The sequence below is a fragment of the Zhihengliuella flava genome (assembly GCF_015751895.1).
Lineage (GTDB): Bacteria > Actinomycetota > Actinomycetes > Actinomycetales > Micrococcaceae > Zhihengliuella > Zhihengliuella flava.
The window spans coordinates 2,086,939-2,109,135 of the sequence record NZ_JADOTZ010000001.1 but is presented as its reverse complement, the minus strand read 5'-3'; the positions used below and the strand labels follow the sequence as shown (position 1 = coordinate 2,109,135).

Here is a 22,197-nt window from a genome sequence, read left to right as displayed (position 1 = left end):
AGTAGCCGCAGAGGCGGTCATGGACCGGTTTACTCCCGCCACCCGAGAATGGTTCGCGGGCGCCTTCGCCGCGCCGACCGCCGCCCAGTCGGGCGCGTGGGACGCCATCTCCCGGGGCGAGAACGCACTCGTGATCGCCCCCACCGGCTCCGGCAAAACGCTCTCCGCCTTCCTCTGGGCGCTTGACTCGCTCGTCCGGACCCAACCACAGACCGCGGACTCGGTGCCGCGGAAGCGCGGGACGCGCGTGCTCTACATCTCACCGCTGAAGGCCCTCGGCGTCGACGTGGAACGCAACCTGCGCAGCCCGCTGATCGGCATCACCCAAGCGGCCGCGCGGCTGGGTGAAACGACCCCCGATATCCGGGTCGGCGTCCGCTCCGGTGACACCCCCGCGACGGAGCGGCGGCGGCTCGTCACTCAACCGCCGGACATCCTGATCACCACACCCGAATCGCTGTTCCTCATGTTGACCAGCCGGGCCCGGGAAACCCTCACCGACGTGGATACCGTCATCCTCGACGAGGTCCACGCCGTGGCGGGCACCAAGCGCGGAGCCCACCTCGCCGTCAGCCTCGAACGGCTCGACGAGCTCCTCGACCAACCCGCCCAACGCATCGGCCTCTCCGCCACCGTGGAACCGCACGCCGAGGTAGCGCGGTTCCTCGGCGGCGCCCGGCCCGTCAGCATCATTGCCCCACGCTCGGCTAAGACGTGGGACCTGACGGTCACGGTGCCCGTGGAGGACATGACGGATCTTCCGGCGGCCGCTTCCGCCCCTGACATGGGGCCGGCGTCGGGCCTGCAACCACAGGCCAGCATTTGGCCTCACGTTGAAGAGAAGATCGTGGACCTGATCGAGCAGAACCGGTCCACGATCGTCTTCGCGAACTCGCGGCGGCTCGCCGAACGCCTCACCGGCCGCCTCAACGAGATCCACGCCGAACGCCTAGCGCCCACCGACGACGCTTCCAACGCCACGCCACCCGACGCGCCACCGTTCACGCGGGCGCCCGCCGAGCTCATGGCCCAAGCCGGGCAAAGCTCTGGCACCGAGCCGATCCTCGCGCGCGCCCATCACGGATCCGTCTCCAAGGACGAACGGGCGGACATCGAGGACGGCCTCAAATCGGGGCGGCTGCGCTGCGTGGTGGCCACCAGCTCACTCGAGCTCGGCATCGACATGGGCCTCGTGGACCTGGTCATCCAGGTCGAATCGCCGCATTCGGTCGCCTCCGGTCTCCAACGCGTGGGCCGCGCCGGTCACCAAGTCGGCGCGGCCTCCTCCGGCGTCTTCTTCCCCAAGCACCGCGGCGACCTGCTGGACACCACGGTGACCGTGGAGCGCATGCTGGCCGGGCGGATTGAACCCTTGCGCATTCCCGCCAACCCGCTGGACGTGCTGGCCCAGCAGACCATCGCCGCTGCGGCGCTCGGCGAGATCGACGCCGAACAGTGGTACGACGTCGTCCGCCGGGCCGCTCCTTTCGCGGCGCTGCCGCGGTCCGCGTTTGAAGCCACGCTGGACCTGTTGGCGGGCAAGTACCCCTCGGACGAGTTTGCCGAACTGCGCCCGCGCCTCGTCTGGGATCGCGATGCCGGCACGCTCACCGGCCGCCCCGGGGCCCAGCGCCTCGCCGTCACTTCCGGCGGCACCATCCCGGACCGCGGGTTGTTCGGTGTGTTCCTCATCAGCGGTGACGACGACGCCACGGGCTCGTCGAACGCCCGCACCGGCGGACGCCGGGTCGGCGAACTGGACGAGGAAATGGTGTACGAATCGCGGGTCGGAGACGTCTTCGCCCTCGGTGCCACCAGCTGGCGGATCGAGGACATCACCCCGGACCGCGTCCTAGTCACCCCCGCGTTCGGCCAGCCCGGCAAGCTGCCCTTCTGGCACGGGGACGGGCCCGGCCGGCCCGTGGAGCTAGGGCACGCCGTCGGCGCGTTCCGCCGAGAGGTCGCCTCGCTGACTGATGACGACGCCGCCGCGCGTCTAGGCGGCGCCGGGCTCGACCCTTACGCGATCGCCAATCTGCGCGGGTACCTCGCCGCCCAAGAGGAGGCCACGGGCACCCTGCCGACCGAAAAGCGCCTCGTCGTCGAGCGCTTTCACGACGAGCTCGGCGATTGGCGCGTCGTGCTGCATTCGCCCTTCGGGATGCCCGTGCACGCGCCGTGGGCTCTGGCGGTCGGCGCACGCCTGCGGGAACGCTACGGGCTGGATGGCTCCGCGATGGCGGCCGATGACGGCATTGTGCTGCGCGTACCCCTCATGGAGGACGAGCCACCCGGAGCCGAACTCTTCGAGTTTGAACCCGATGAACTGGAGGAACTGGTCACCCGGGAGGTCGGCAACTCCGCCCTGTTTGCCTCCCGCTTCCGCGAATGCGCCGCGCGCGCACTGCTCCTGCCGCGGCAGAACCCCGGCAAGCGCACCCCGCTGTGGCAGCAGCGGCAACGCTCCGCCCAACTGCTCGACGTGGCCAAGAAGTACCCGACGTTCCCGGTCATCCTAGAAACCGCGCGGGAATGCCTCCAAGACGTTTATGACCTCCCGGCCCTCAGCCGGATCGCTTCCGGGCTCGCCAACCGCAGCATTCGCTTAGTGGAAACCACCACGCGTCAGCCGTCCCCCTTCGCCCAATCCCTGCTGTTCGGCTACGTGGCCCAGTTCCTGTACGAGGGCGACTCCCCGCTAGCCGAGCGCCGGGCCGCGGCGCTGTCGCTCGATCCCACCCTGCTCAACGACCTCCTGGGCCGCACCGAGCTGCGCGAACTACTGGATGCTGACGTGATCGCCCGCACCGAGCGGGAGCTCCAACGCACGGCCGACGGCTACGGCTTCCGCGCGGACACGGACGAACGCGGGCGCGAGTCCGTGGCTGACCTGTTGCGCCTCTTGGGCCCGCTCACCCCGGAGCAACTCGTCGCGCGTCTGCGCCTGAACCCCAATGACGAAGAAGACGTGCGGCCCACGGAAGCGGCCGTGGAGGCGTGGGCGGGCCACCTCGTAGCCCAGGCTCGCGCCCTTGACGTCACTGTCCACGGGCGCCGCGTCTTCGCGGGTATCGAGGACGCCGCCAGACTCCGGGATGCCCTCGGCGTTCCGCTGCCTATCGGGGTGCCCGTCGCCTTCCTCGAGCCCGTCGCCGACCCGCTCCTCGATTTGGTCGCCCGGTTTGCCCGCACGCACGGTCCCTTTGCGACGCCGGAGGCAGCCGCCGCCCTGGGCCTGGGCGCCGGCGTCGTGGACCTGGCCCTCAAACGCCTCAAGGACGACGGTCGCGTCACGGACGGCGAGTTCCGTCCACCCGAGCTCCTCGCCGCCAAGCCTGGAGGCATCCCGGAGGCCCCGGCCGTCTTCACCACCGAGTGGTGTGACGTGGAAGTCCTGCGCACCATCCGGCGCCGCTCCCTCGCGGCCCTCCGGGCCGAAGTGGAACCCGTTGACGCGCCGACGCTGGCCCGGTTCCTCCCCGATTGGCAGCTGGTCTCCACCGCGTCCGACGCCCCGTTGCGCGGGATCGACGGCGTGGCCGCGGTGCTGGAGCAGCTCGCCGGGTACCCGGCTCCGGCGAGCGCCTGGGAGAGCTACCTCCTGCCAGCGCGCGTTGCGGACTACTCGCCGGACCAGCTGGACGCGCTCTTGACCGCGGGTGAGTTCCTTGTGACGGGCGCCGGTGAGCTCGCGGGCAACGATGGCTGGGTGGCGTTCCACCCCGCCACCACCGCTGACCTGACCGTACCGGAACCCTCCGACGAGCCCGGTGAGCTCCAGCAGCGGTTGCTCGAGACGCTGCAGGGCGGCGGGGCCTACTTCTTCCGCCAGCTCGCCGAGGCGCACCCGGACGTGGCCCAGCCGGCCCTGTTGGAGGCCCTCTGGGGGCTGTTCTTCGCCGGACGGATCATCAACGACACGTTCGCTCCCGTCCGCGGGCTGATCGGCAGCGGTTCCTCCGCGCACCGCTCCAGGTCAGGTCCGCCCCGGACTCGTCTGGGTGGCTCGGGCCTCGGAAGTGCGCGGGCCGGCCGCCCCACCCGGCTCTCCCTGCGCTCCAGCCTGCGCCACCGCGGCCGGGAGGCGGACACGCAGGCGAGCACCACGGGCCACCTCGACCCAAGCCACGCGTCGCGGGCCACCGGCCGCTGGTCCCTCATCCCGAGCCTCGAGACGGATCCCACCTTGCGCACGCACGCCCGCGCCGAGCTGCTCTTGGAGCGCTACGGAGTCTTGACCCGTGGTTCCGTGGGGGCGGAGGACGTTCCGGGCGGCTTCGCTGTGGTGTACAAGGTCTTGGCGAAGCTGGAGGAGACCGGTCAGCTGCGCCGCGGTTACTTTGTGGAGCACTTGGGCGGTGCCCAGTTCGCGTTATCCGCCACCATCGACCGGCTCCGCGGTTTTACGCTCGACGCCGCGGCGCAGCACAGCCGGTCCGGGACCAGCCCGCGAGCGGTCGCGCTCGCCGCAACCGATCCGGCCAACCCGTATGGGGCCGCGCTCCCGTGGCCGGCTCCGGAATCCGCGAGCGCACCCGCGGACGCTGCCGCCCCAGCGGAGCCCGCGCCGCGCGGCCGGCACCGCCCCGGGCGGAAGGCCGGCGCCGTCGTCGTCCTCGTGGACGGTGAACTCACGCTCTATCTAGAGCGTGGTGGCAAGACCATGCTGAGTTTCAGTGAGGACGACGCCGTTCTGCGCGCGGCCGCGTCCGCACTGGTGAGCGCGCTCAGGCGGGCGCGCACGGAGAAGTTGGGGATCAAACGAGTCGGCGGGCAGCCGATTCTTGGCACCACCCTGGCCGAGGCGCTCCGCGCGGCCGGGTTCTACTCTGCACCGAATGGAGTGAGGTTCCGTGCCTGAGGGCGATACCGTATTCCGCACCGCGCGCCGGCTCGACGCGACGCTGACCGGCCACGCACTGACCAAGAGCGACTTCCGGGTGCCCCGATGGGCCACCCTGGACCTGACGGGCCGCGTCGTGGACTCCGTGTGCTCGCGCGGCAAACACCTGCTCATTCGGGTGGCCGAGCTGACCATTCACTCTCACTTGATGATGGACGGGCACTGGGATGTGTACGCCCCCGGCGAGCGGTGGCGGACCCCCGGCTACAAGGTCCGGTGCGTGCTAACCAACGACTCCTTCGAGGCCGTCGGAGTGGAGCTCGGACTGCTGCACGTGCTACCCACCCGTCAGGAACACCAAGTCACCGGCCATCTGGGCCCCGACCCTCTGGGACACGCGTGGGACCCGGAGGAGGCCCAGCGGCGCATGCTGCGCGCCCCCGAGGTGCCCGTGGGCTTGGCGGTGCTGGACCAGCGCAACCTCACCGGCGTGGGGAACATCTACCGCGCCGAGGTGCTCTTCATCTGCAAAATCCACCCGAAAACGCCCGTCGGGGCCGTGCCAGACCTCGCGCGGCTCATTGAGCGTTGCTTCCTCCTCCTGCACGCCAACAAGGACCGCACCCGGCGGAAAACCACCCCGACTGAACTGCACGAGTCCTACTGGGTCTACCAGCGCACGGGGCGGCCCTGTTTCCTGTGCGGAACGCCCATCCAGCAGTTCTCGCTCGGCCCGCCGGAGACGGCCCAGCCGCGCATCGCCTACTACTGCCCCACCTGCCAGCCCGCCCCGCCGGAGGTGGGCTCGGTCACGGCGCGGCGGCACGGCAGCGCAACGTGAGAAGATGGCCCTGTGGCCATGAAGTCCCCCCTCCCCGTCCGTCACGGGGTCGGCGCTACCCGATTACGGTTGCCGGAGGGCGGTTTTGACACCATTCTGGACTACGTCATGCACCGGTTCGGGCACGTGGACGCGGACGGCCTGCTGCGCCGGTTCGACGACGGCGAAGTCGTGGGCATCGACGGCACCCCGATCCGTCGGGACACCCCGCTGAGCGAGCACGAGTTCCTCTGGTATTACCGGGAGGTGGCCCACGAGGACCCGATCCCATTCACTGAGACGGTGCTCTACCAAGACGAGCACGTCGTCGCCGTGGACAAACCCCACTTCCTGCCGACGACGCCGGGCGGCAAGTTCGTGCAGGAATCCGCGCTGGTGCGCCTACGCAACCGGCTGGACCTACCGGACCTGATCCCCATGCACCGGCTGGACCGGGCGACGGCCGGCGTTGTGCTCTTCGCGGCCAACCCGGCAACCCGCGGCAAGTACCAGACCATGTTCCAGCGGCGCAGCATTCGCAAACGGTACGAGTGCGTCTCCGCCCTGCCCGCCCACCTCACCCACGACGACGGCACCGCCCCCACCACGGACGCACTGCGCGAGCGGCTGGGGCTACCGCTGACCTACCGGAACCGGATGACCAAGGTGAAGGGACAGCTCCGCGCGATCGTGGAAGCTGGGGAACCTAACGCGGAGACCGCGATCGACCTGATCGCCGCGGGCACCGCCAGCGCACCCGCGGCGGAAACCGGGCCGGGCGCCGCCGTCGGACACTTTGCCCTGGCCCCGCACACCGGCAAGACCCACCAGCTGCGCGTGCACATGGCCGCGCTAGGCCTCGGCATCCTAAACGACGCGTTCTACCCGGACCTCTGGGACCTGGCACCGGACGACTACTCGCGGCCCCTGCAGCTCTTGGCCCGGAGCATCGAGTTCACGGATCCGCTCACTCGCCGCGAGGTGCGCTTCGACTCCCAGCTCACGCTGGCCTCGGCTCCGGCGGGTGGGTCCGCATGACCGCGCCGCTGGTCTCCGATGCGGTGCTGTACTACCTGATCACGGTGGTACTGGTGGCGTTCGACGCCCCCTTCCCGCCGGTGCCCTCCGAACTCTTTGTCCTCGGTGCCGGTCCGCTCGTTGCGGCCGGGCACCTCAGCCTGCCTCTGGCGTGGGGCGCCGCCGCGGCGGGCTGCCTGCTCGGAGACCTCGGCCTGTACTGGATCTTCCGGCGCGGCCTCACCGGGTGGCTGGACCGGTTCCGGTGGGGCCGTTGGGTGCACCGCACCACCATCGCCGCCATGAACAAGCTGGGCCGAGAGACCACCTACGCCTCGCTGCTAGGGCTCCGGTTTGTCACGGGCGGGCGCACCGCCTCGGTCGCAGCCGCGGGCATCGCCGGGGTTCCACCGCGGGCCTTCACCGCCCTTGCCGCCGGCGGCGCGGTCTTGTGGGCGGGGTGGATGATGCTGCTCGGTTTCATCACCCAGTCGGTCACCGGGTGGCCCACCTGGGCGGCGACGCTGCTCTCCGCCGTGCTCGGCACGCTGATTGGCGTCGGGCTGGCGGCGGCGCTGCGGGCGCGCCAACGCAAGCGGACCGAGCGCGCCTGAGAACGACCACCGCGCACCGCCTAGGCTGGTGGGCATGAATGCTCACGATCTTGAGGCTTGGAAGCACTGGCACCGCCTGCGCGAGGAGGGGCTCGCCGCCCCGTTCGGCTGGCTCACCCTGACGTCCTACCAGTGGCTCCCGGCCACCCCGGGCCCGCTCGAGCAGGTTCCGGGTACGTTCGCCGCCGCATCCGGCACCGCCACGTACGCCCCGGACCCGGCCGCGCCGGTGTTGGGGTACGACGACGGCGCGCCCGTCACCGAGCCGGTGACGCTCACGCTGGGCGAGGACGAGTCGCGCTATCTGCTGCGGGTACCGGCGGCGGCCGAGGCCCCGGAACTGGTGGTGGAACTCGGGGTGCGCGGTGGCCGCTACATGATCCGCACCCGCGCGGAGCGGACCGAGCTGCAGGCGTCTTTCCGCGGGGTCCCCACCTTTGCGTTTGACCCGGCGTGGGTGCTGCCGGCCCGGTTCGAGCCGTATGCGGTGCCGCGGACCGTGACGATTGACAGCTTCCGCCCGGACACCCAGCTGAGCGCGGAGCTGGCCGGGGACGTGGTGTTCGGCGACGGCCCGCTGGCCGGCACGCGTCTGGCCGCCGAGCAGGGGCCGGACGGAAAGCTGACGGTGCTGTTCCGGGATGCGACTAACGGGGACACGACGCCGGCGTGGCGGTTCGTGAACGCCCCGGCTCCGGCCGAGGACGGCAGCCTGCTGGTGGACTTCAACCGGACGCTGGTGTTCCCGTTCGCGTTCTCCGCGTTCGCCGTGTGCCCGGCCCCGCCGGCCGGCAACGAGGTTACCGCCGCGGTCACCGCCGGCGAGCGGGCGCCCCGGTCCTAGGCCGGTCCCGCCGGGGCTCGCTGGACCGGCGGGAATAGTCAGCCCGCACGGGAGGTTGGCCACGGCGTGAGTACACTTTTTAGCCCTGTGACCCTGCCCACCGCGAACGGCGGATTCACGCTGCGCAACCGCGCCGTCGTCGCACCCATGTGCCAATACTCGGTCGATGCAGAAGACGGCGTCCCGACCGACTGGCACCTGTCCCACCTCGGCGCCCTGGCCGCCGGAGGATTCGGCTTGGTGATCGCCGAGGCGACCGCCGTGGTTCCGGAGGGCCGCATTTCCCCGCGGGATACGGGCCTCTGGAACGACGAGCAGCGTCAGGCGTGGTCCCGGATCGTAGACCTGGTGCACGCGAACGGCTCGGCCGCCGGCCTGCAGCTGGCGCACGCCGGCGCCAAGGCCGCGACGTGGCCGATGCTCCCGGGATTCGAGGACGGCACGGTGCCGGCCGCCGAGGGTGGTTGGCCGACCGTCTCCTCGTCGCCGTCGGACATCTTCGGGTATGACGCGGCCCGCGAGCTGCCGCGCGAGGAAATCGCGGATTTGGTGACCGCGTGGGCGGACGCCGCGCGCCGCGCGGATGAGGCCGGCTTTGACGTCATCCAGATCCACGCCGCGCACGGCTACCTGCTGCACCAGTTCCTCTCCCCGCTGGTCAACCAGCGCACGGACGAGTACGGCGGCTCCTACGAGAACCGCACGCGCCTGGTGAAGGAGATCGTCGCCGCGGTGGCAGAGGTGTGGCCGGAGGACAAGGTCCTCGGCATCCGCTTCTCCGGCACGGATTGGGCGGACGACGGCTGGACGCTGCGCGAGACCGTCCAGCTCTCCCAAGAGCTACGCGAGCTCGGCGTGACGGCCTTCGACCTCTCCTCGGCCGGAATCGGCCCGTATACCGGCCCGCGCACGGGCCCCGGCTACCAGACGCCGCTCGCCGCGGCCGTCAAGGAGGGCCTGCAGGAGACGGACTCGTTCGTGACGGCGGTCGGCGGCATCACCACCGGCACGCAGGCCGAGCACATCCTCGCCACGGGCCAGGCCGACGGCGTCGCGATCGCCCGCGCCGCCCTAGTCAACCCGCACTGGGCCGCCGTCGCCGCCAGCGAGCTCGGCGTCCCGCGGGAGGAGAACCCGCGCGCCAAGCAGCTCTGGCGCGGACGCTGGTAACGCTCGCGCGCACCGCCTGACGCAGGTCCGCCACGCTGCGCAGGGCGCGCGTCAGGCGGGCCGGCGCAGACGCGCTTCTAAGTGGGCCGCCACGGCCAGCAACCGCGCGTCGTCGAATCGGGCGCCCTGCACGGCAATCCCCACGGGCAGCTGACCCGCCTCCACGGGGGCTGGCACGCTCACCACGGGTGCGCCGAGCACGGTGCCCAAGCCGGTGTGACGGGTAAAACGGCCAAAGGTATCCACCGCGCCGGTGCCATCGCTGATCGTCAGTGACTCGGACCAGCGGGGCGCAGGCGCGGGCGTGGTGGGGAAGACCAGCGCGTCGATCCCCGCGTCCGCTAGCCGCTCCGCGTACAACTGCCGGGCACGCGCCGTGCTTCGCTGCGCGGCTGCATACTGCTCCGCGCTCACGGGTGCATCCCGCTGGTTGCGCAGCAACTCCCGCACATCCGGGCTCTGCACCTGCTCGCTCAGCCGTGCGAGGGCGGCCTCCGGGGACATCCCCAGCGCCCGCGCGGCCGCATCAGCGAGGAGCTGGCGCGATTCCCACATGACCAATGGCCCCTCGGCGGCCCGCGTGAGGTCCAGAATCTCGCCGAGCTCCAGCTCCACCAGATTCACCGCCGGGCGCCACCGCTCCAGCGCCGCGGCAAAGGCTCGTTCCGTGTGGGGATCGAGTTGCCGGAGGAACTCTTGCGGGACGGCCACCGTCGTCTCCGATCCAGCAGGTAGCCGATCAACCTGCTGAGGCGGGGCCGGAGCCACACGCTGGTCAATCGCCTCAACGCGGGCCACGTTGCGGGCAAAGACGCCCGGGGTGTCACGCGTCCAGGACAGGCCCACGAGTCCGCCGGAGGGCCACCGGCCCGTGCTCGGCCGGAAGCCCACCACACCGCACAGGCTGGCCGGGATGGTCATCGAGCCTCCCGTGTCCGTCCCGAGGGCCACGTCCACGTCCCCGCGGGCCACGGCGGCCGCGCTCCCACCCGAGGAACCGCCAGCCGACCGCGTGGGATCGGACGGGTTCCGCACCGGGCCGTACGTCGCATTGTCCGACGTAATGCCGAAGGCGAGCTCGTGCATGTTGGTAGTGCCAACCACGACGGCGCCCGCCGGCCGGAGGAGCGCGACGACGTCGGCATCGGCCGTAGCGGGAGCCGTCTCCAGTGCCCGGCAGCCGGCGCTGTGGTGGAAGCCGGCGACAGCGATGTTCGCCTTGACGGCCAAGGGAAAGGAACCGGCGTCGGGCCTTTGAGCGGCGATCTGGGCCGCGTCAGCGACTTCCGTCCAGACTCCTGGTTCTACTGTGCTGAGGGTTTCAACACTGGTCATTGGGAAATCTCCTCAAGATTGCGGCCCCGCGTGGACACGGCGGCCGCATTGACGACGGCGCCGAGGGCGAGGAACGCCACCAGCACCAGCATGGTGGCTTCGAGCGGGAGGTTCCCCAGCAACCCTACGAGCAGGAACACGCCGAGCCCTCCGCCCACGTGGCCGATGCTATCGGCCACCGCGTACGCCGTGGTGCGCATCCGGGTGGGAAAGCTCTCAGCGGTCAGTGCGTACTGGGCCGGAACCCAAATGTTTTGCCCAAAGAAGAGGATGATCGCGCCGGCAAAGACGACGAGCGGCTCACCGCTGAGGGCGACGACGACGGCTCCCGCCACGGTAATGGCGGCGCCCACCGCCATCCAGACCTTGCGTTCGAGCCGGTCCACGACGGCCCGGGCGACGAAGGCGGCAGCGATGAAGCCGATGAGTCCGACGGCCGAGACCATACCGGCCGCCGAGACCGAGTAGCCCTGGCGCACCAGGACCGAGGTGAACGCGCCGGAGAAGCTGTAGATGGTCAGGTAGCCCAGCATCCACGCCGTGCCCAGCACGAGCAGGCGCCTCAGGTAGAGGGGTGAGCGCAGGAGCTCCGAGAATCCGCCCGCGTTCACCGTCGACGAGGCGGCCGTCCCGTTGTCCTGTGGCTCTTCCGGCAGCAACGGCAGCTGACGGGTCGCGAGATGCTCCATGCTGCTCACCACTGCGGCCGCCTCCTCGGTGCGTCCGCGTCCGGCGAGCCACCGTGGAGATTCGGGCAAGGCCATGCGGAGCACCAGGGAGACCACGGCCAGCGCCGCACCGATGGCGTACACCCAGCGCCATCCCGACGTGAAGTCGTCAGAGGCCAAAGCGAACGGAAGCGCCTGCGGCCACGGCCCCATGGGCGTCGTCAAAAAGAGCCCCAGCCAGATGCCGAGGGCGGAACCAAAGGCCGCCATGATGAACAGCAAGGAGGTGTAGCGGCCGCGGCGGCGACGCGGGGAGATTTCACTGACGAAGACGTTGATGATCGCCAAGTCAGCACCCACACCGATGCCCGTGATGAGCCGGGACAGCGCGAAGTTGATCTCATCGGCCGACAGGGCGGAGTACGCCGACCCCGCACCGGTGATCACCATCGAAACGATCAACATGCTGTGCCGTCCGTAGCGGTCGGACAAGGCGCCCAGCCAGAGGGCGCCAATTCCGTAGCCCAGCAGACTCATAAAGACGGGCAATCCGATGAACGTATCCGCGGTCGCGGAGCTGCACTCGTCGATGATCTGCAGGCACGTCTGGACGAAGGAGACGTTGATGTTGAAGATGTCGTACTGCACGAACAACATGCCGAGTCCGATGGTGAACACGGACACGGGGCTCAACCCCCATCGGGGGAAGCGGTCGATTCGGCGAACGGCGGAGGCGCCGGACAGGGTAGGTGGCGGTAAACGGTCGGTGGCCATGAGATTCCTCGCGTTAGCTAATGATGTGCATCACAACGAATCTAGGCCGGAGCCACCCCGGGGCGGCATCGTCAATAATGATGAGGCCGCCGCCTCATGGGTGGTTGCGGCGCAGGACGTACCCCGCCAGTTCGGTCCGCGAACGCGCGCCCGTTTTCTGAAATGACTGCGTCAGGTGGGTGCGCAGGGTGGGTAGGGCGATGCCCAGAGTGCGGCAGATTTGTTGGTCGCTGAGACCCTGGGCCACCAACTCGGCGATCTGCCGCTGCCGCGGCGTGAGGGACTGGCCGCTTGCGGGCGCCTCCAGGGGCCAGACGCGGCCGATCAGATCACCGACCGCTTGGACCAGGCGGACGTCGTCGTCTGTAAACGGCGGGCGGTGCTGCCCCCGCCAGAGGCGCAGGTCCACGCTCCCCGGACGCGAGTGGGCCGGGAAGTAGTTAATACCGTGGAACATGTCGCGCCGATGAAGGAAGTCGTCGGTGAATTCGTCCCGGTCCCCCGTGGCGCTCACCGCGCTCGCTCGGCCACGGCGCGCGAGTTCCGGCGTCAGCGTGTCAACGTAGCGGTAGTGCTTGGCGTACGCCCGGACCATGTCCCGCCCCAGATTAATTTCCACGGGGTCGGCATACGGCCCGTTGTCGTCCCACACGTAGGAGACGAATACGTCGGCCTCGAGCACTTGGCGGACGGCGTCACCGAGGAGCAGGCGTCGCTCCCCCGCAGGCAGCGGGGAGAGCGCGATCTCTATCGCTTCGCCCAACAACTGTGTCTGCGATTGCATGAGGTGCCCTCGGCCGTCGGTCAGAATGGTGATCTCGGCGACGCACGTTGCCGCTGGCTCAGCAAGGAGGCGGCCACGGGCGCGCTGCCCGGTCCGGTATCACCCGGCCCGGACAGCTTAATCGTTACCCGGGCCCGCAGAGGTGTCAATCATCACGCAGACGTGCTCCGCGGGCCCGCCCCCGCTGCTAGTGCGCAGCCGGGGCTTCGTGGGAATCCGCCAGTTCCTCGTAGACCGGCTTCTTCATGGTGAAGGTCAGGGCGAACACGGCCACGGCGAAGATCGCTGACGCGGTGAAGCCGTGCTGGAAGCCGGTGACCTGGGCGGTGACGGCGTCCGCACCGGAGGCCATCGCGGTGCCCGTGCCGGCGGCCATGATGCCGACCAGCAGCGCGGTACCGGCGGCACCGCCGAGCTGCTGCAGTGTGGAGAGCACCGCGGAGCCGTGGGAGTGCAAGTGGTGCGGTAGCGGGTTCAGGCCGGTGGTGAATGCCGGAGTGAACAATAGGGCGAAGCTTAGGGACATGACCAGGTGAGCCACGACCATGAGCCAGACTTCCGTGGTGGCGGTCAGCTGCGTGTAGAACGCGAGGACCAGCACCAGCAGGGCGCCGCCGGGGATCATCAGCGGGCGCGGGCCCACCTTGTCGTACATCCGGCCCACCCAGGGGGCCAGCAGGCCCATCAGCAGGCCGCCGGGCAGCAGAATCAGGCCGGTGTCCAGCGGATCCAGCCCGCGAACCTGCTGCAGGTACATCGGCAAGAGGATGATGACGCCGAACAGGGCCACCATGGCCATGACCATGAGCAGCAGGGACATGGTGAAGGGACGGTAGCTGAACGGGCGCAGGTCCAGCAGGGCACCATCCCGCTTCTGCAGGCGCAACTGCAGCAGCGTGAAGAACGTCAGCGCGACGACGGAAATGCCGAGCGCGATGAACGGGGTGGCGCCCGGGCCGGACGCCGCGGCACCTGCCTCGACCTCGCCGCCGTGGCCGCCGCCGAAGGAGCTGAGGCCGTAGACCAGCAGGCCGAAGCCGGGGATCGCCAGGAGCAGCGACGGGACGGAGAGCGGCGTGGCGGAGTGCTCGGTCTCGCTGGTCATCTTGCCCAGCAATCGCGCACCAATGGCGAGGGCAATCAGGGCAATGGGGAGGACGATCACGAAGATCATCCGCCACTGCAGGTACTGCAGGATGAGCCCGGAGACGGTCGGGCCAATGGCCGGAGCCACGGAAATAACGATCGAGACGTTGCCCATCATGGAGCCGCGCTTGGCCGGCGGCACGATGTCCAGAATGGTGGTCATGAGCAGCGGCATCATGATGGCGGTGCCGGAAGCTTGCACCACGCGGCCCACCAGCAGGACGCCGAAGGCCGGGGCGAGGGCGGCGATGAGCGTGCCCGTGGAGAAGAGGACCATCGCGAGGATGAAGGCCGTCCGGATGGACAGGCGGCGGAGCAGGTATCCGGTGGTCGGGATGACCACGGCCATGGTTAGCATGAAGGCGGTGACGAGCCACTGCACGGTGTCCGCGGTCACGCCAAAGGTGGTCTGCAGCCGCGGCAGGGCCACATTCATGATGGTCTCGTTCAAGATCACCACGAAGGCGGCGACCAGCAGCACCAGGATGGTGGTGCGGGCGGCCGGCGCGAGCTTTTGCTCTTCCGGCGGCACGGCGGGAGCCGAGGCAGATTTCTGGGGCACTTCAGTCCTTCACTAACGACGCCGGGCATGACCGGCTACGGGCACGATGTCGGCCATCAAGAGGCCGCAGGTTGGGGGAGATCACCGGAGCGCACGCACACAATGTGCAGTAAATGGCGCGCCTACTCACGGTATCGCATTGGCTACAACTATAGACTACCGATTGATATTCCCCAACCAGTCGCGAGAGTTGGCAGGGCACGGTCGCTGCAGCCCGCCGTCGTCCGCTGAATCCGGCTACGAATTCCCGGTGAGCCCGCCGCGGCTGGTGCGCTGAGGCCGCCGGATGCGCTAAACATGAGGGTATGAGCGTACGCACCCCCGACCCGTACCCCGGGTGGCTGTCAGACGAGGACCTGCACGAGGCCCGGCAACGCCTGCCGATCGCCTACGTGGAGGCCATCCCGGTGCGCGTGGACCCGCTGGGCTACGTCAGCGAGGTCGGCTTGCTGTACACGGCCGACGCCGAAGCGCAGTTCCGCTTCGCCTTCGTCTCCGGGCGCATTATGTACCGGGAAACAATACGAGGGGCCCTCACCCGGCACATCGAACAGGACCTGGGCCCGCTAGCGATGCCGCAGCTGCCGCCGTCGCCCGTGCCGTTCACCGTGGCCGAGTATTTCCCGTCCCCCTCCGAGACGGGGCTGACGGACGAGCGGCAGCACGCCGTCGCACTCTGCTACATCGTCCCCGTGCGCGGCGAGTGCAATCCGCGCCGGGACGCACTCGATCTTCATTGGATGAGTCCGGAGGCCGCGCTCAGCGCGGACGTGCAGTCTGAGCTGCCGGGGGGCCGGGGCAACCTCATCAAGCAGGCACTGGCCCACGTGGGCTGGTGCTCCTAGTCCGCTCCACGCCCCCACCCGCAGGAACCCATGAACTCTTCTGAGCAGCCCGCCTCTGCCGAGGTCCGGATCCGCACCGTCCGCGCCGAACAGGTCAGCGTGGGCGATCGCTTCATCACCCGCCACGGGACGCCCAGCGCCGAAGTGCGCTCACTGCGCATCCTTCCCGATAGCTTCGGCACCCCCGCGCTCGTGGAGGCGACCCTGGCCAGCGGCCACAAAGCGACCATCGCGTGCGGATCCTCGATTCGCGTCCACACCACCGCGCCGGCACCGCTGCTGAGCTACGAGGACCTGCAGGCGCTCCCCGTGGAGCCCGAATCTCCCGAGGCCGTGCTGCTGTCCATCGCGGAGGGGTATCCGGAGGAGCCCGCCGTGCTGGAACCCACGGCCCGGCTCGCCCGCGGGGTGAACCTCAAGGCGGGGGCGCACTTGGAGGCGCTGTACGATCTGGCGCACCGGCTGGTGGTGGACTTGGACGACCGGGCGGGCGCCTGGCGGCTGCTGGACATCCTCACGGCTCTTGAGTTTGACGGGAATTTTGGGCGCTGGAAGTCGGTGGAATCCGCCCTCGCCCTCGCGGCATTTTTGGCGTACGACGGCGGCGACTACGACGCCGCTGATCGGTACGGACAGCTGGTACGTCAGCGGGATCACGTGGAATCGGACCCGCTGCAGGCCAAGCTCACGGCGGAGCTGCGGCAGCGGGAGCTGGATCAGCCCAACTTGTTTGACCGCGAGGTACACCGCGCGGTCGCGGGGCGGGACGCGGACGCCGAGCGGCAATGGCGCACCCAGCGATTGGGGACCCTCTTGTATCTGCTGGCGCACGGTGGGTCGAACACGCTCGACGCGGCGGAGCTTAGGCGCCGCATCCACCACGAGCTCAATGCCCTGCGCCCGGGCCGCAGTGGCGGGCCGTGGCAGCAGTCCTCCTAAGGAAACCCACGGCAGGACACCGGCTGCCCGCCGTCGCCATTGACCACCGGCGCGGCCGCACGATCGTCGCGCTGGTGGCGGCCGTCGTCGCGGTGCCGTGGCTCATCGCGTTCGGAGCGCAGATCATCGGCATGTTCGCCTCTCCCCTTCCCGCAGTTCCGGAGTAGGTCGTACGAAAACGCGAGGCCCCGCGAATGGGTCGTCGAAAAATGCTCGAATGTGCCGATCTAAGCACCTTTTGGCACGACCCAAGGGCAGGGCGCGCAGTTTTTGACGACCCATGCCTATCGACCCGGCGCTACCACCCGAGCGCGGAGCGGACCCGGCGCGAGCTGATCAGCACCACCACGATCCCGATGACGGCCCCGATGACTGTTTCCACGATCCGGTCATAGAGCAACCCCGCGGTTGGGTCCCGGCTCAGCGAGACGCCGATCAGCGCGAGCGGGGTGATGCACACCTGGGCCCAGAAGTAGTTGCGGATCACCAGCATCTCCGTGCCGAACTGGAAGAGACCAATAATCAGCACCAGCGCCCAGAGCGGCGGCTCGGCCCAGATCACGAGCGCCATCACCACCAGCCCCACGGCCGTGCCGAGGACACGGTGGATACCCCGCGCCACGGCATCCCGAGTGGTGTGCCCCACCAGTGGCACGACGGCGGCCACCATCGCCCAATAGGTGTGCTCAAGGCCCAGCGCCGGCTGCAGAATCTGCGCGATCGCTCCGGCAAGACCGGCCGCCACGAGGTGGCCCAGCGCCTGACCCCAGAGCGCGCGCCACTCCCCCGGTGCCATCGCTTGCGCAAAGGGCTTCGGCTGCGCCACCGCCCGCTCCCGGTGCGCCGGGCGCTGCCACCACCGGCCGAATTGGCCAATGCCCAGCCCCAGCAGGAAGGTCGCCGTCGCCGTCGTCAGCGCCTCCACCGGATTGATGCTCGCCGGCAGCGTGGCGATCGCGGCAAACGCGAAGATGTGGAACAGGGACCCGGCGGGCCGAATGCGCAGCCACCCCACAGCCAACGCGCACGTCCCGGAGATCAGCGTCGTGACCCCGATGACGGCCCACCGGCCGGCCTCCGTCCCGGCCTCGAGGAACGCCTGTGTCGCGACGGCCGCCACCATGACCAACCACATCAACCCGCCGCCACGCAGCTGGGCCCGCCACCGCAGCGCGAAGCTGGGGCCGCGGCCGTAGATATTGGTGAACGCGGCAAACACGGCGAACAACGCCAAGTCGATGCGGTCCAGGCTGAGTAGCACCAGCAGCGGCAGGAAGACCCCGCAGCTGGCCCGCAACGCTGCCCGGTGATCCCGCTGGGCAGGCCCCAACGTGAAGAGCTTTTTCCAGTGCAGCGGGTCATCCATGTTCCCTTTGTACCCGCTCGGCCCCCACCGCGTGCTGCCCCGGGCCAGAAATGTGAACAGCGCGACGCCCGCTCCACGCAGCCCGAGGCTCCGCGCCGTCCGCCCGGTAAGGCAAACTAGTGGGCATGACGTCACGCCCCGCACCCAGCGATTCCGCCCCACCGAGCCCTGCCCCGCTACACACGGCGGACGCGACGCAGACGCCCGCGCCGACCCCGCCGAGCGCGGACGTGCCGACGTCGCACCCCCGCCAGAGCGAGTTCGGTTTCACGGTGGGTACGCGGATGCCGGGCAGCAAGGGCCGCACCGGCGTCATCCACACCCCGCACGGCCAGATCAAGACGCCGGCCTTCATTGCCGTGGGCACCAAGGCCACCGTCAAGGCCGTCACACCGGAGGCCGTGGCTGACTTCGGCGCGCAAGCGGTCCTGGCCAACGCCTACCACCTGTACCTCCAGCCGGGTTCGGACGTGCTCGACGCCGCCGGCGGGCTCGGACAATTCATGAACTGGCCCGGGCCCACCTTCACCGATTCGGGCGGATTTCAGGTGATGAGCCTCGGCTCGGGGTTCAAGAAGGTGATCGACATGAAGGCGGCCGACTCGTCCGGCGATGACGACGCCGTCGCGCCCGGCAAGGAGCGGCTCGCCAACGTGGACGACGACGGCGTGTGGTTCAAGTCCCACCTCAACGGCGACGTGCACCGGTTCAGCCCGGAGATCTCCATGGGCGTGCAGCACCGGATCGGCGCCGACGTCATGTTCGCCTTCGACGAGCTCACCACACTGCACAACTCCCGCGGCTACCAGGAGGAGTCGCTGGAGCGGACCCGGACGTGGGCCGAACGCTGCATCACGGAGCATTTCCGCCTCACCGACGAGCGGGCTCACAAGGAATACCAGGCACTGTTTGGCGTGATTCAGGGCGCGCAATACGAGGACCTGCGGCGCAAGGCCTGCCGGGATCTGGCGCAGATGCCCTTCGACGGCTTCGGCATCGGCGGCGCCCTCGAGAAGAAGAATCTGGGAACCATCGTCGGCTGGTGCGCCGAAGAACTCCCCGAGGACAAGCCCCGCCACCTGCTGGGGATTTCCGAGCCGGACGACATCTTCACGGCCATCGAGAACGGCGCGGATACCTTCGACTGCGTCTCCCCGACCCGCGTGGCCCGCAACTCGGCGTTCTACACCCGCTTTGGGCGCTTCAACCTCTCCGGGCAGCGCTACAAGCTGGACTTCACGCCGCTGCAAGAGGGCTGCGACTGCTACACCTGCACCCACTACACCCGCGCCTACATCCACCACCTCTACAAGGCCAAGGAAATGCTCAGCCACACGCTGATTTCCATCCACAACGAGCGCTTTGTGGTGCGCCTGGTCGACTCGGCGCGCGAGGCGATCGAGGCGGGCACGTTTGCGGAGCTCAAGGCGAGCGTCCTGGCCGACTACTACGCGAAGCAAGCGGACCCGCAGGGCCCCGGCGCCCCGGCCTAACCGGCCGAACGGCGCGTGCTGGCCGACGTCGGGCACGTAATCCAAAACACCATCCGCGGTGGATTGTTGGTAGCGTGATGTTCCATTCAGCGTGACGATGGGGTCGCGATCACACCCGATCAAGGAGATTCGCATGCCCCAGGCACCTGAGCACACCCGCGCCGCCGCCTCGCACGAGATCCCCGATGAGATGCGGCAGGATGTGTCCCTCCTCGGCGGTCTGCTCGGCCGCGTCCTCACCGAATACGGCTCCGCCGGCCTGCTGGAGGACGTCGAACAACTGCGCGCGCTGAACATCGCCGCGGTGGAGGATCCCAGTGGCGCCAAGCTCGCCGAGGCGGAGGCCCTCGTGGACTCGTTCTCGCCGGAGCGCGCCAAGGAAGTGGCCCGGGCGTTCACCTGCTATTTCCTGCTCTCGAATCTGGCGGAGGAGCAGCACCGCATCCGCACGCTGCGTGCCCGCGATGGCTCCGTCCCGCTGGAGCAGCAGGCCCCTGCCGATTCCGTGGCGTCCGCGTTCAACCACCTCGCCGCCGAAGTCGGCGAGGAGGAGGCACGACGCCGGCTGGCGGACTTGCGCTTCCACCCCGTCCTGACGGCTCACCCGACTGAGGCGCGCCGCAACGCCGTTGCCTCCTCGCTGCGCCGGCTCTCCGACCTGCTGGAAGAGCGCAATGACCCGCGTCTGGGCAGCGGGGCGCTGGCCAAGAACGAGCGCGGCATGCTCGAGGAGATCGACACGATGTGGCGCACCGCCCAGCTGCGTGTCTCCGCCCCGAGCCCGCTGGACGAGGTCCGCACGGCGCTGAACGTCTTCGATTCGTCCTTCTCCAAGGTCTTCGTCGAGGCCTACCGACGGATGGACGACTGGCTGCAGGGCGATGCCCGCGGCACCGCCGCGCCGAAGGCTCCGGCCTTCATTCGGATGGGCTCCTGGATCGGTGGCGACCGCGACGGCAACCCGAACGTCACCGCGTCCGTGACTCGCGCCGCCGTCGGGCAGGCTGCCGAGCGCGTGCTGACCGAGCTCGAACACCGGACCCGGACGGTCGGTTCCGCCCTCACGCTGGACGACCGCTTCGCGACGCCGTCGGCTGACCTGACCGCCCTGTGGTCCCGGCTCCGGCAGCTCTCGGAGGAACTGACGGACGCGGCCGCGGCCCACTCGCCGCGCGAACCGCACCGCCAGGTCATGCTGGCGATCGCCGGTCGCATCGCCGCGACCCGCACTCGCGACGCCGACCTCGCTTATGGCGAGCCGGAGGAACTCATCGCCGACCTGACCGTGGTGCAGGACTCCCTCGTGGCGGCCGGCGTCAAGCGCGCCGCGTACGGCGACGTGCAGGACGTGATCTGGCAGGTCCAGACGTTCGGCTTCCACTTGGCCGAGCTCGAGGTCCGCCAGCACTCCAAGGTGCACGCGCAGACGCTGCAGTGGCTGAAGGACCCGGAATCCGTCGAGAAGATGGCCGTGCCGGGCGAGGAAGTGCTGGAGACCTTCCGCGCGATCGCCTCGGTGCAGCAGCGTTATGGCGTCGGCGCCGCCCGCCGCTACATCGTCTCCTTCACCCGTTCCGCCCAGAACCTCGCCGATGTGTATGAGCTGGCCGAGCACGCGCTGGGCGGTCCGGACAATGCGCCGGTGCTGGATGTCATCCCGCTCTTTGAAACGTACGAGGATCTGCAGAACGCCCCGGGCATCTTGGCGGAAATGCTAGATCACCCGGCCGTGCAGAAGCGCCTCGAGGAGACGGGCCGCCGCATGGAGGTCATGCTCGGCTACTCGGACTCGGCCAAGGACGTCGGGCCCGTGGCCGCGACGCTCGCGCTGTACGAGGCGCAGGAGCGGATCTCCGCGTGGGCACAGGAGAACAACATTGTCCTGACGCAGTTCCACGGCCGTGGCGGCGCCCTCGGCCGCGGTGGCGGACCGGCCAACCGTGCGATCCTGGCGCAGCCGCCGCACTCGGTGGACCTGCGCTTCAAGGTCACCGAACAGGGCGAGGTCATCTCCGCCCGGTATGGCAACCCGGAGATTGGCCTGCGCCACATCGAGCAGGTCGCCGCGGCGACGCTCATGGCCTCGGCCCCCTCGATCGAGCAGCGCAACGCCGGGGCCGCCGAGCGCTTTGCCCCGCTGGCCGAGCGGATGGACGCCGTGAGCCGCGAGCGCTTTGACGGCCTCGTGGGCGCCGACGGTTTCGCGCCCTGGTTCGCTCAGGTCACCCCGCAGGATGAGGTCGGCCTGCTGGCGCTCGGATCACGCCCGGCCAAGCGGGGCCTCTCCGTCGAGTCGCTCGAGGACCTGCGCGCCATCCCGTGGAACTTCGCCTGGGGTCAGGCCCGAATCAACCTGACCGGCTGGTACGGACTCGGCTCGGCGCTGGAGGCGGTGAACGACCTGGACACGCTGGGCGAGGCCTACAGCCAGTGGCCCCTGTTCCGGGCGCTGATCGACAACATCGAGATGTCCTTGGCCAAGACGGACCGCCGCATCGCCGAGCGCTACTTGGCCCTGGGCGACCGCGAGGACCTCGCCGCCTTGGTGTTGGAGGAGCTGGACCTCACCAGCAAATGGGTCTTGGCCATCACCGGCCAGGAGCGCCTGCTGGAGGGCCGCCGCGTACTGGGACGCGCCGTGCAGCTGCGCAACCCATACGTCGACGCGCTCTCGCTGCTGCAGTTGCGCGCGCTGAAGGCCCTGCGCTCGGACGCCGAGCTCGGTGAGCAGGAGCTGACCGATCAGCGCAACCTGCTGCTCATCACCCTCAAGGGCGTGGCCGCCGGACTGCAGAACACCGGCTAAAACCTCTCCGCTCGCCTCGCCTACGGGCACGGACGGCGCGGCGCCGGCACCCAACTCGGGTGTCGGCGCCGCGCCGTTTAAGGTGGCGGCTACAGCTGTGCGCGGCGGCTAGTCATTTGGCCCCGTTCTCGCGGCCGCATCACCAGTACCTAATCGCATCATGCCTAGTCA

General features: G+C 69.5%; 16 protein-coding genes. 11 read left to right on the top strand and 5 right to left on the bottom strand.

Translation table 11 applies throughout. From position 1 onward, the window contains the following. The first annotated feature begins 19 nt into the window (after nucleotides 1-19). The 6 genes from IW252_RS09745 to IW252_RS09720 all read left to right on the top strand — a co-directional run bounded on the left by IW252_RS09745 (nucleotide 20) and on the right by IW252_RS09720 (nucleotide 9,308). A complete protein-coding gene (locus IW252_RS09745; RefSeq protein WP_196836379.1) occupies nucleotides 20-4,861 on the top strand; it encodes an ATP-dependent helicase in 4,842 nt (1,613 codons plus the stop codon). Continuing rightward, the gene (locus IW252_RS09740) at nucleotides 4,854-5,684 is read left to right on the top strand and encodes an Fpg/Nei family DNA glycosylase (RefSeq protein WP_196836378.1); all 831 of its coding nucleotides are present in this window, start codon (nucleotides 4,854-4,856) and stop codon (nucleotides 5,682-5,684) included. The genes IW252_RS09745 and IW252_RS09740 overlap by 8 nt, the downstream gene beginning before the upstream one ends. Nucleotides 5,685-5,702: 18 nt before the next feature. Further along, nucleotides 5,703-6,701 (top strand): pseudouridine synthase, encoded by a 999-nt coding sequence (locus tag IW252_RS09735; RefSeq protein ID WP_196836377.1) that lies wholly within the window; start codon nucleotides 5,703-5,705, stop codon nucleotides 6,699-6,701. Continuing rightward, complete coding sequence (locus tag IW252_RS09730; protein WP_196836376.1) at nucleotides 6,698-7,294, top strand: DedA family protein; 597 nt, start codon at nucleotides 6,698-6,700, stop codon at nucleotides 7,292-7,294. The genes IW252_RS09735 and IW252_RS09730 overlap by 4 nt, the downstream gene beginning before the upstream one ends. 34 nt (nucleotides 7,295-7,328) lie before the next feature. Further along, nucleotides 7,329-8,138, top strand: a complete 810-nt coding sequence (locus IW252_RS09725) for a DUF1684 domain-containing protein (protein WP_196836375.1) — start codon at nucleotides 7,329-7,331, stop codon at nucleotides 8,136-8,138. An 87-nt stretch (nucleotides 8,139-8,225) separates the two neighbouring features. Continuing rightward, on the top strand, nucleotides 8,226-9,308 hold the full coding sequence (locus IW252_RS09720; RefSeq protein WP_331271507.1) for an NADH:flavin oxidoreductase/NADH oxidase: 1,083 nt from the start codon (nucleotides 8,226-8,228) through the stop codon (nucleotides 9,306-9,308). A 51-nt stretch (nucleotides 9,309-9,359) separates the two neighbouring features. Here the strand turns inward: IW252_RS09720 and IW252_RS09715 are convergent, their stop codons facing one another. From IW252_RS09715 to IW252_RS09700, 4 genes are all read right to left on the bottom strand, one after another. Beyond that, a complete protein-coding gene (locus tag IW252_RS09715; protein WP_196836373.1) occupies nucleotides 9,360-10,643 on the bottom strand; it encodes an amidase family protein in 1,284 nt (427 codons plus the stop codon). Further along, nucleotides 10,640-12,085 (bottom strand): MFS transporter, encoded by a 1,446-nt coding sequence (locus tag IW252_RS09710; protein ID WP_196836372.1) that lies wholly within the window; start codon nucleotides 12,083-12,085, stop codon nucleotides 10,640-10,642. Before IW252_RS09710 ends, IW252_RS09715 begins: the two co-directional genes overlap by 4 nt. Nucleotides 12,086-12,179: 94 nt before the next feature. Then, a complete protein-coding gene (locus tag IW252_RS09705; RefSeq protein ID WP_196836371.1) occupies nucleotides 12,180-12,869 on the bottom strand; it encodes a helix-turn-helix transcriptional regulator in 690 nt (229 codons plus the stop codon). A 187-nt stretch (nucleotides 12,870-13,056) separates the two neighbouring features. Then, complete coding sequence (locus IW252_RS09700; RefSeq protein WP_196836370.1) at nucleotides 13,057-14,577, bottom strand: MDR family MFS transporter; 1,521 nt, start codon at nucleotides 14,575-14,577, stop codon at nucleotides 13,057-13,059. Nucleotides 14,578-14,882: 305 nt separating this feature from the next. Between IW252_RS09700 and IW252_RS09695 the strand changes: the two genes are divergently transcribed. Genes IW252_RS09695 through IW252_RS09685 form a run of 3 tightly spaced genes read left to right on the top strand, consistent with a single transcriptional unit; the run spans nucleotide 14,883 to nucleotide 16,528 of the window. Further along, nucleotides 14,883-15,422: an NUDIX hydrolase family protein gene (locus tag IW252_RS09695; protein ID WP_196836369.1), complete on the top strand. Its 540-nt coding sequence runs from the start codon at nucleotides 14,883-14,885 to the stop codon at nucleotides 15,420-15,422. Between the two features lie 30 nt (nucleotides 15,423-15,452). Continuing rightward, nucleotides 15,453-16,361 carry a DUF6707 family protein gene (locus IW252_RS09690; protein ID WP_196836368.1) on the top strand — a complete coding sequence of 303 codons (909 nt, stop codon included), beginning with the start codon at nucleotides 15,453-15,455 and terminating at the stop codon, nucleotides 16,359-16,361. Further along, complete coding sequence (locus tag IW252_RS09685) at nucleotides 16,343-16,528, top strand: hypothetical protein (protein ID WP_196836367.1); 186 nt, start codon at nucleotides 16,343-16,345, stop codon at nucleotides 16,526-16,528. The genes IW252_RS09690 and IW252_RS09685 overlap by 19 nt, the downstream gene beginning before the upstream one ends. Nucleotides 16,529-16,659: 131 nt before the next feature. On the opposite strand, the gene IW252_RS09680 is transcribed toward IW252_RS09685, so the two are convergent. Beyond that, on the bottom strand, nucleotides 16,660-17,727 hold the full coding sequence (locus tag IW252_RS09680) for an FUSC family protein (RefSeq protein WP_231365982.1): 1,068 nt from the start codon (nucleotides 17,725-17,727) through the stop codon (nucleotides 16,660-16,662). Between the two features lie 125 nt (nucleotides 17,728-17,852). Here IW252_RS09680 and tgt point away from each other — a divergent pair, with 125 nt between their 5' ends. Beyond that, nucleotides 17,853-19,220, top strand: coding sequence for a tRNA guanosine(34) transglycosylase Tgt (gene tgt / locus IW252_RS09675; RefSeq protein WP_196836366.1), 1,368 nt, complete (start codon nucleotides 17,853-17,855; stop codon nucleotides 19,218-19,220). 133 nt (nucleotides 19,221-19,353) lie between these two features. After that, nucleotides 19,354-22,026, top strand: coding sequence for a phosphoenolpyruvate carboxylase (locus IW252_RS09670; protein ID WP_196836365.1), 2,673 nt, complete (start codon nucleotides 19,354-19,356; stop codon nucleotides 22,024-22,026). The last annotated feature ends 171 nt before the right edge of the window (nucleotides 22,027-22,197 follow it).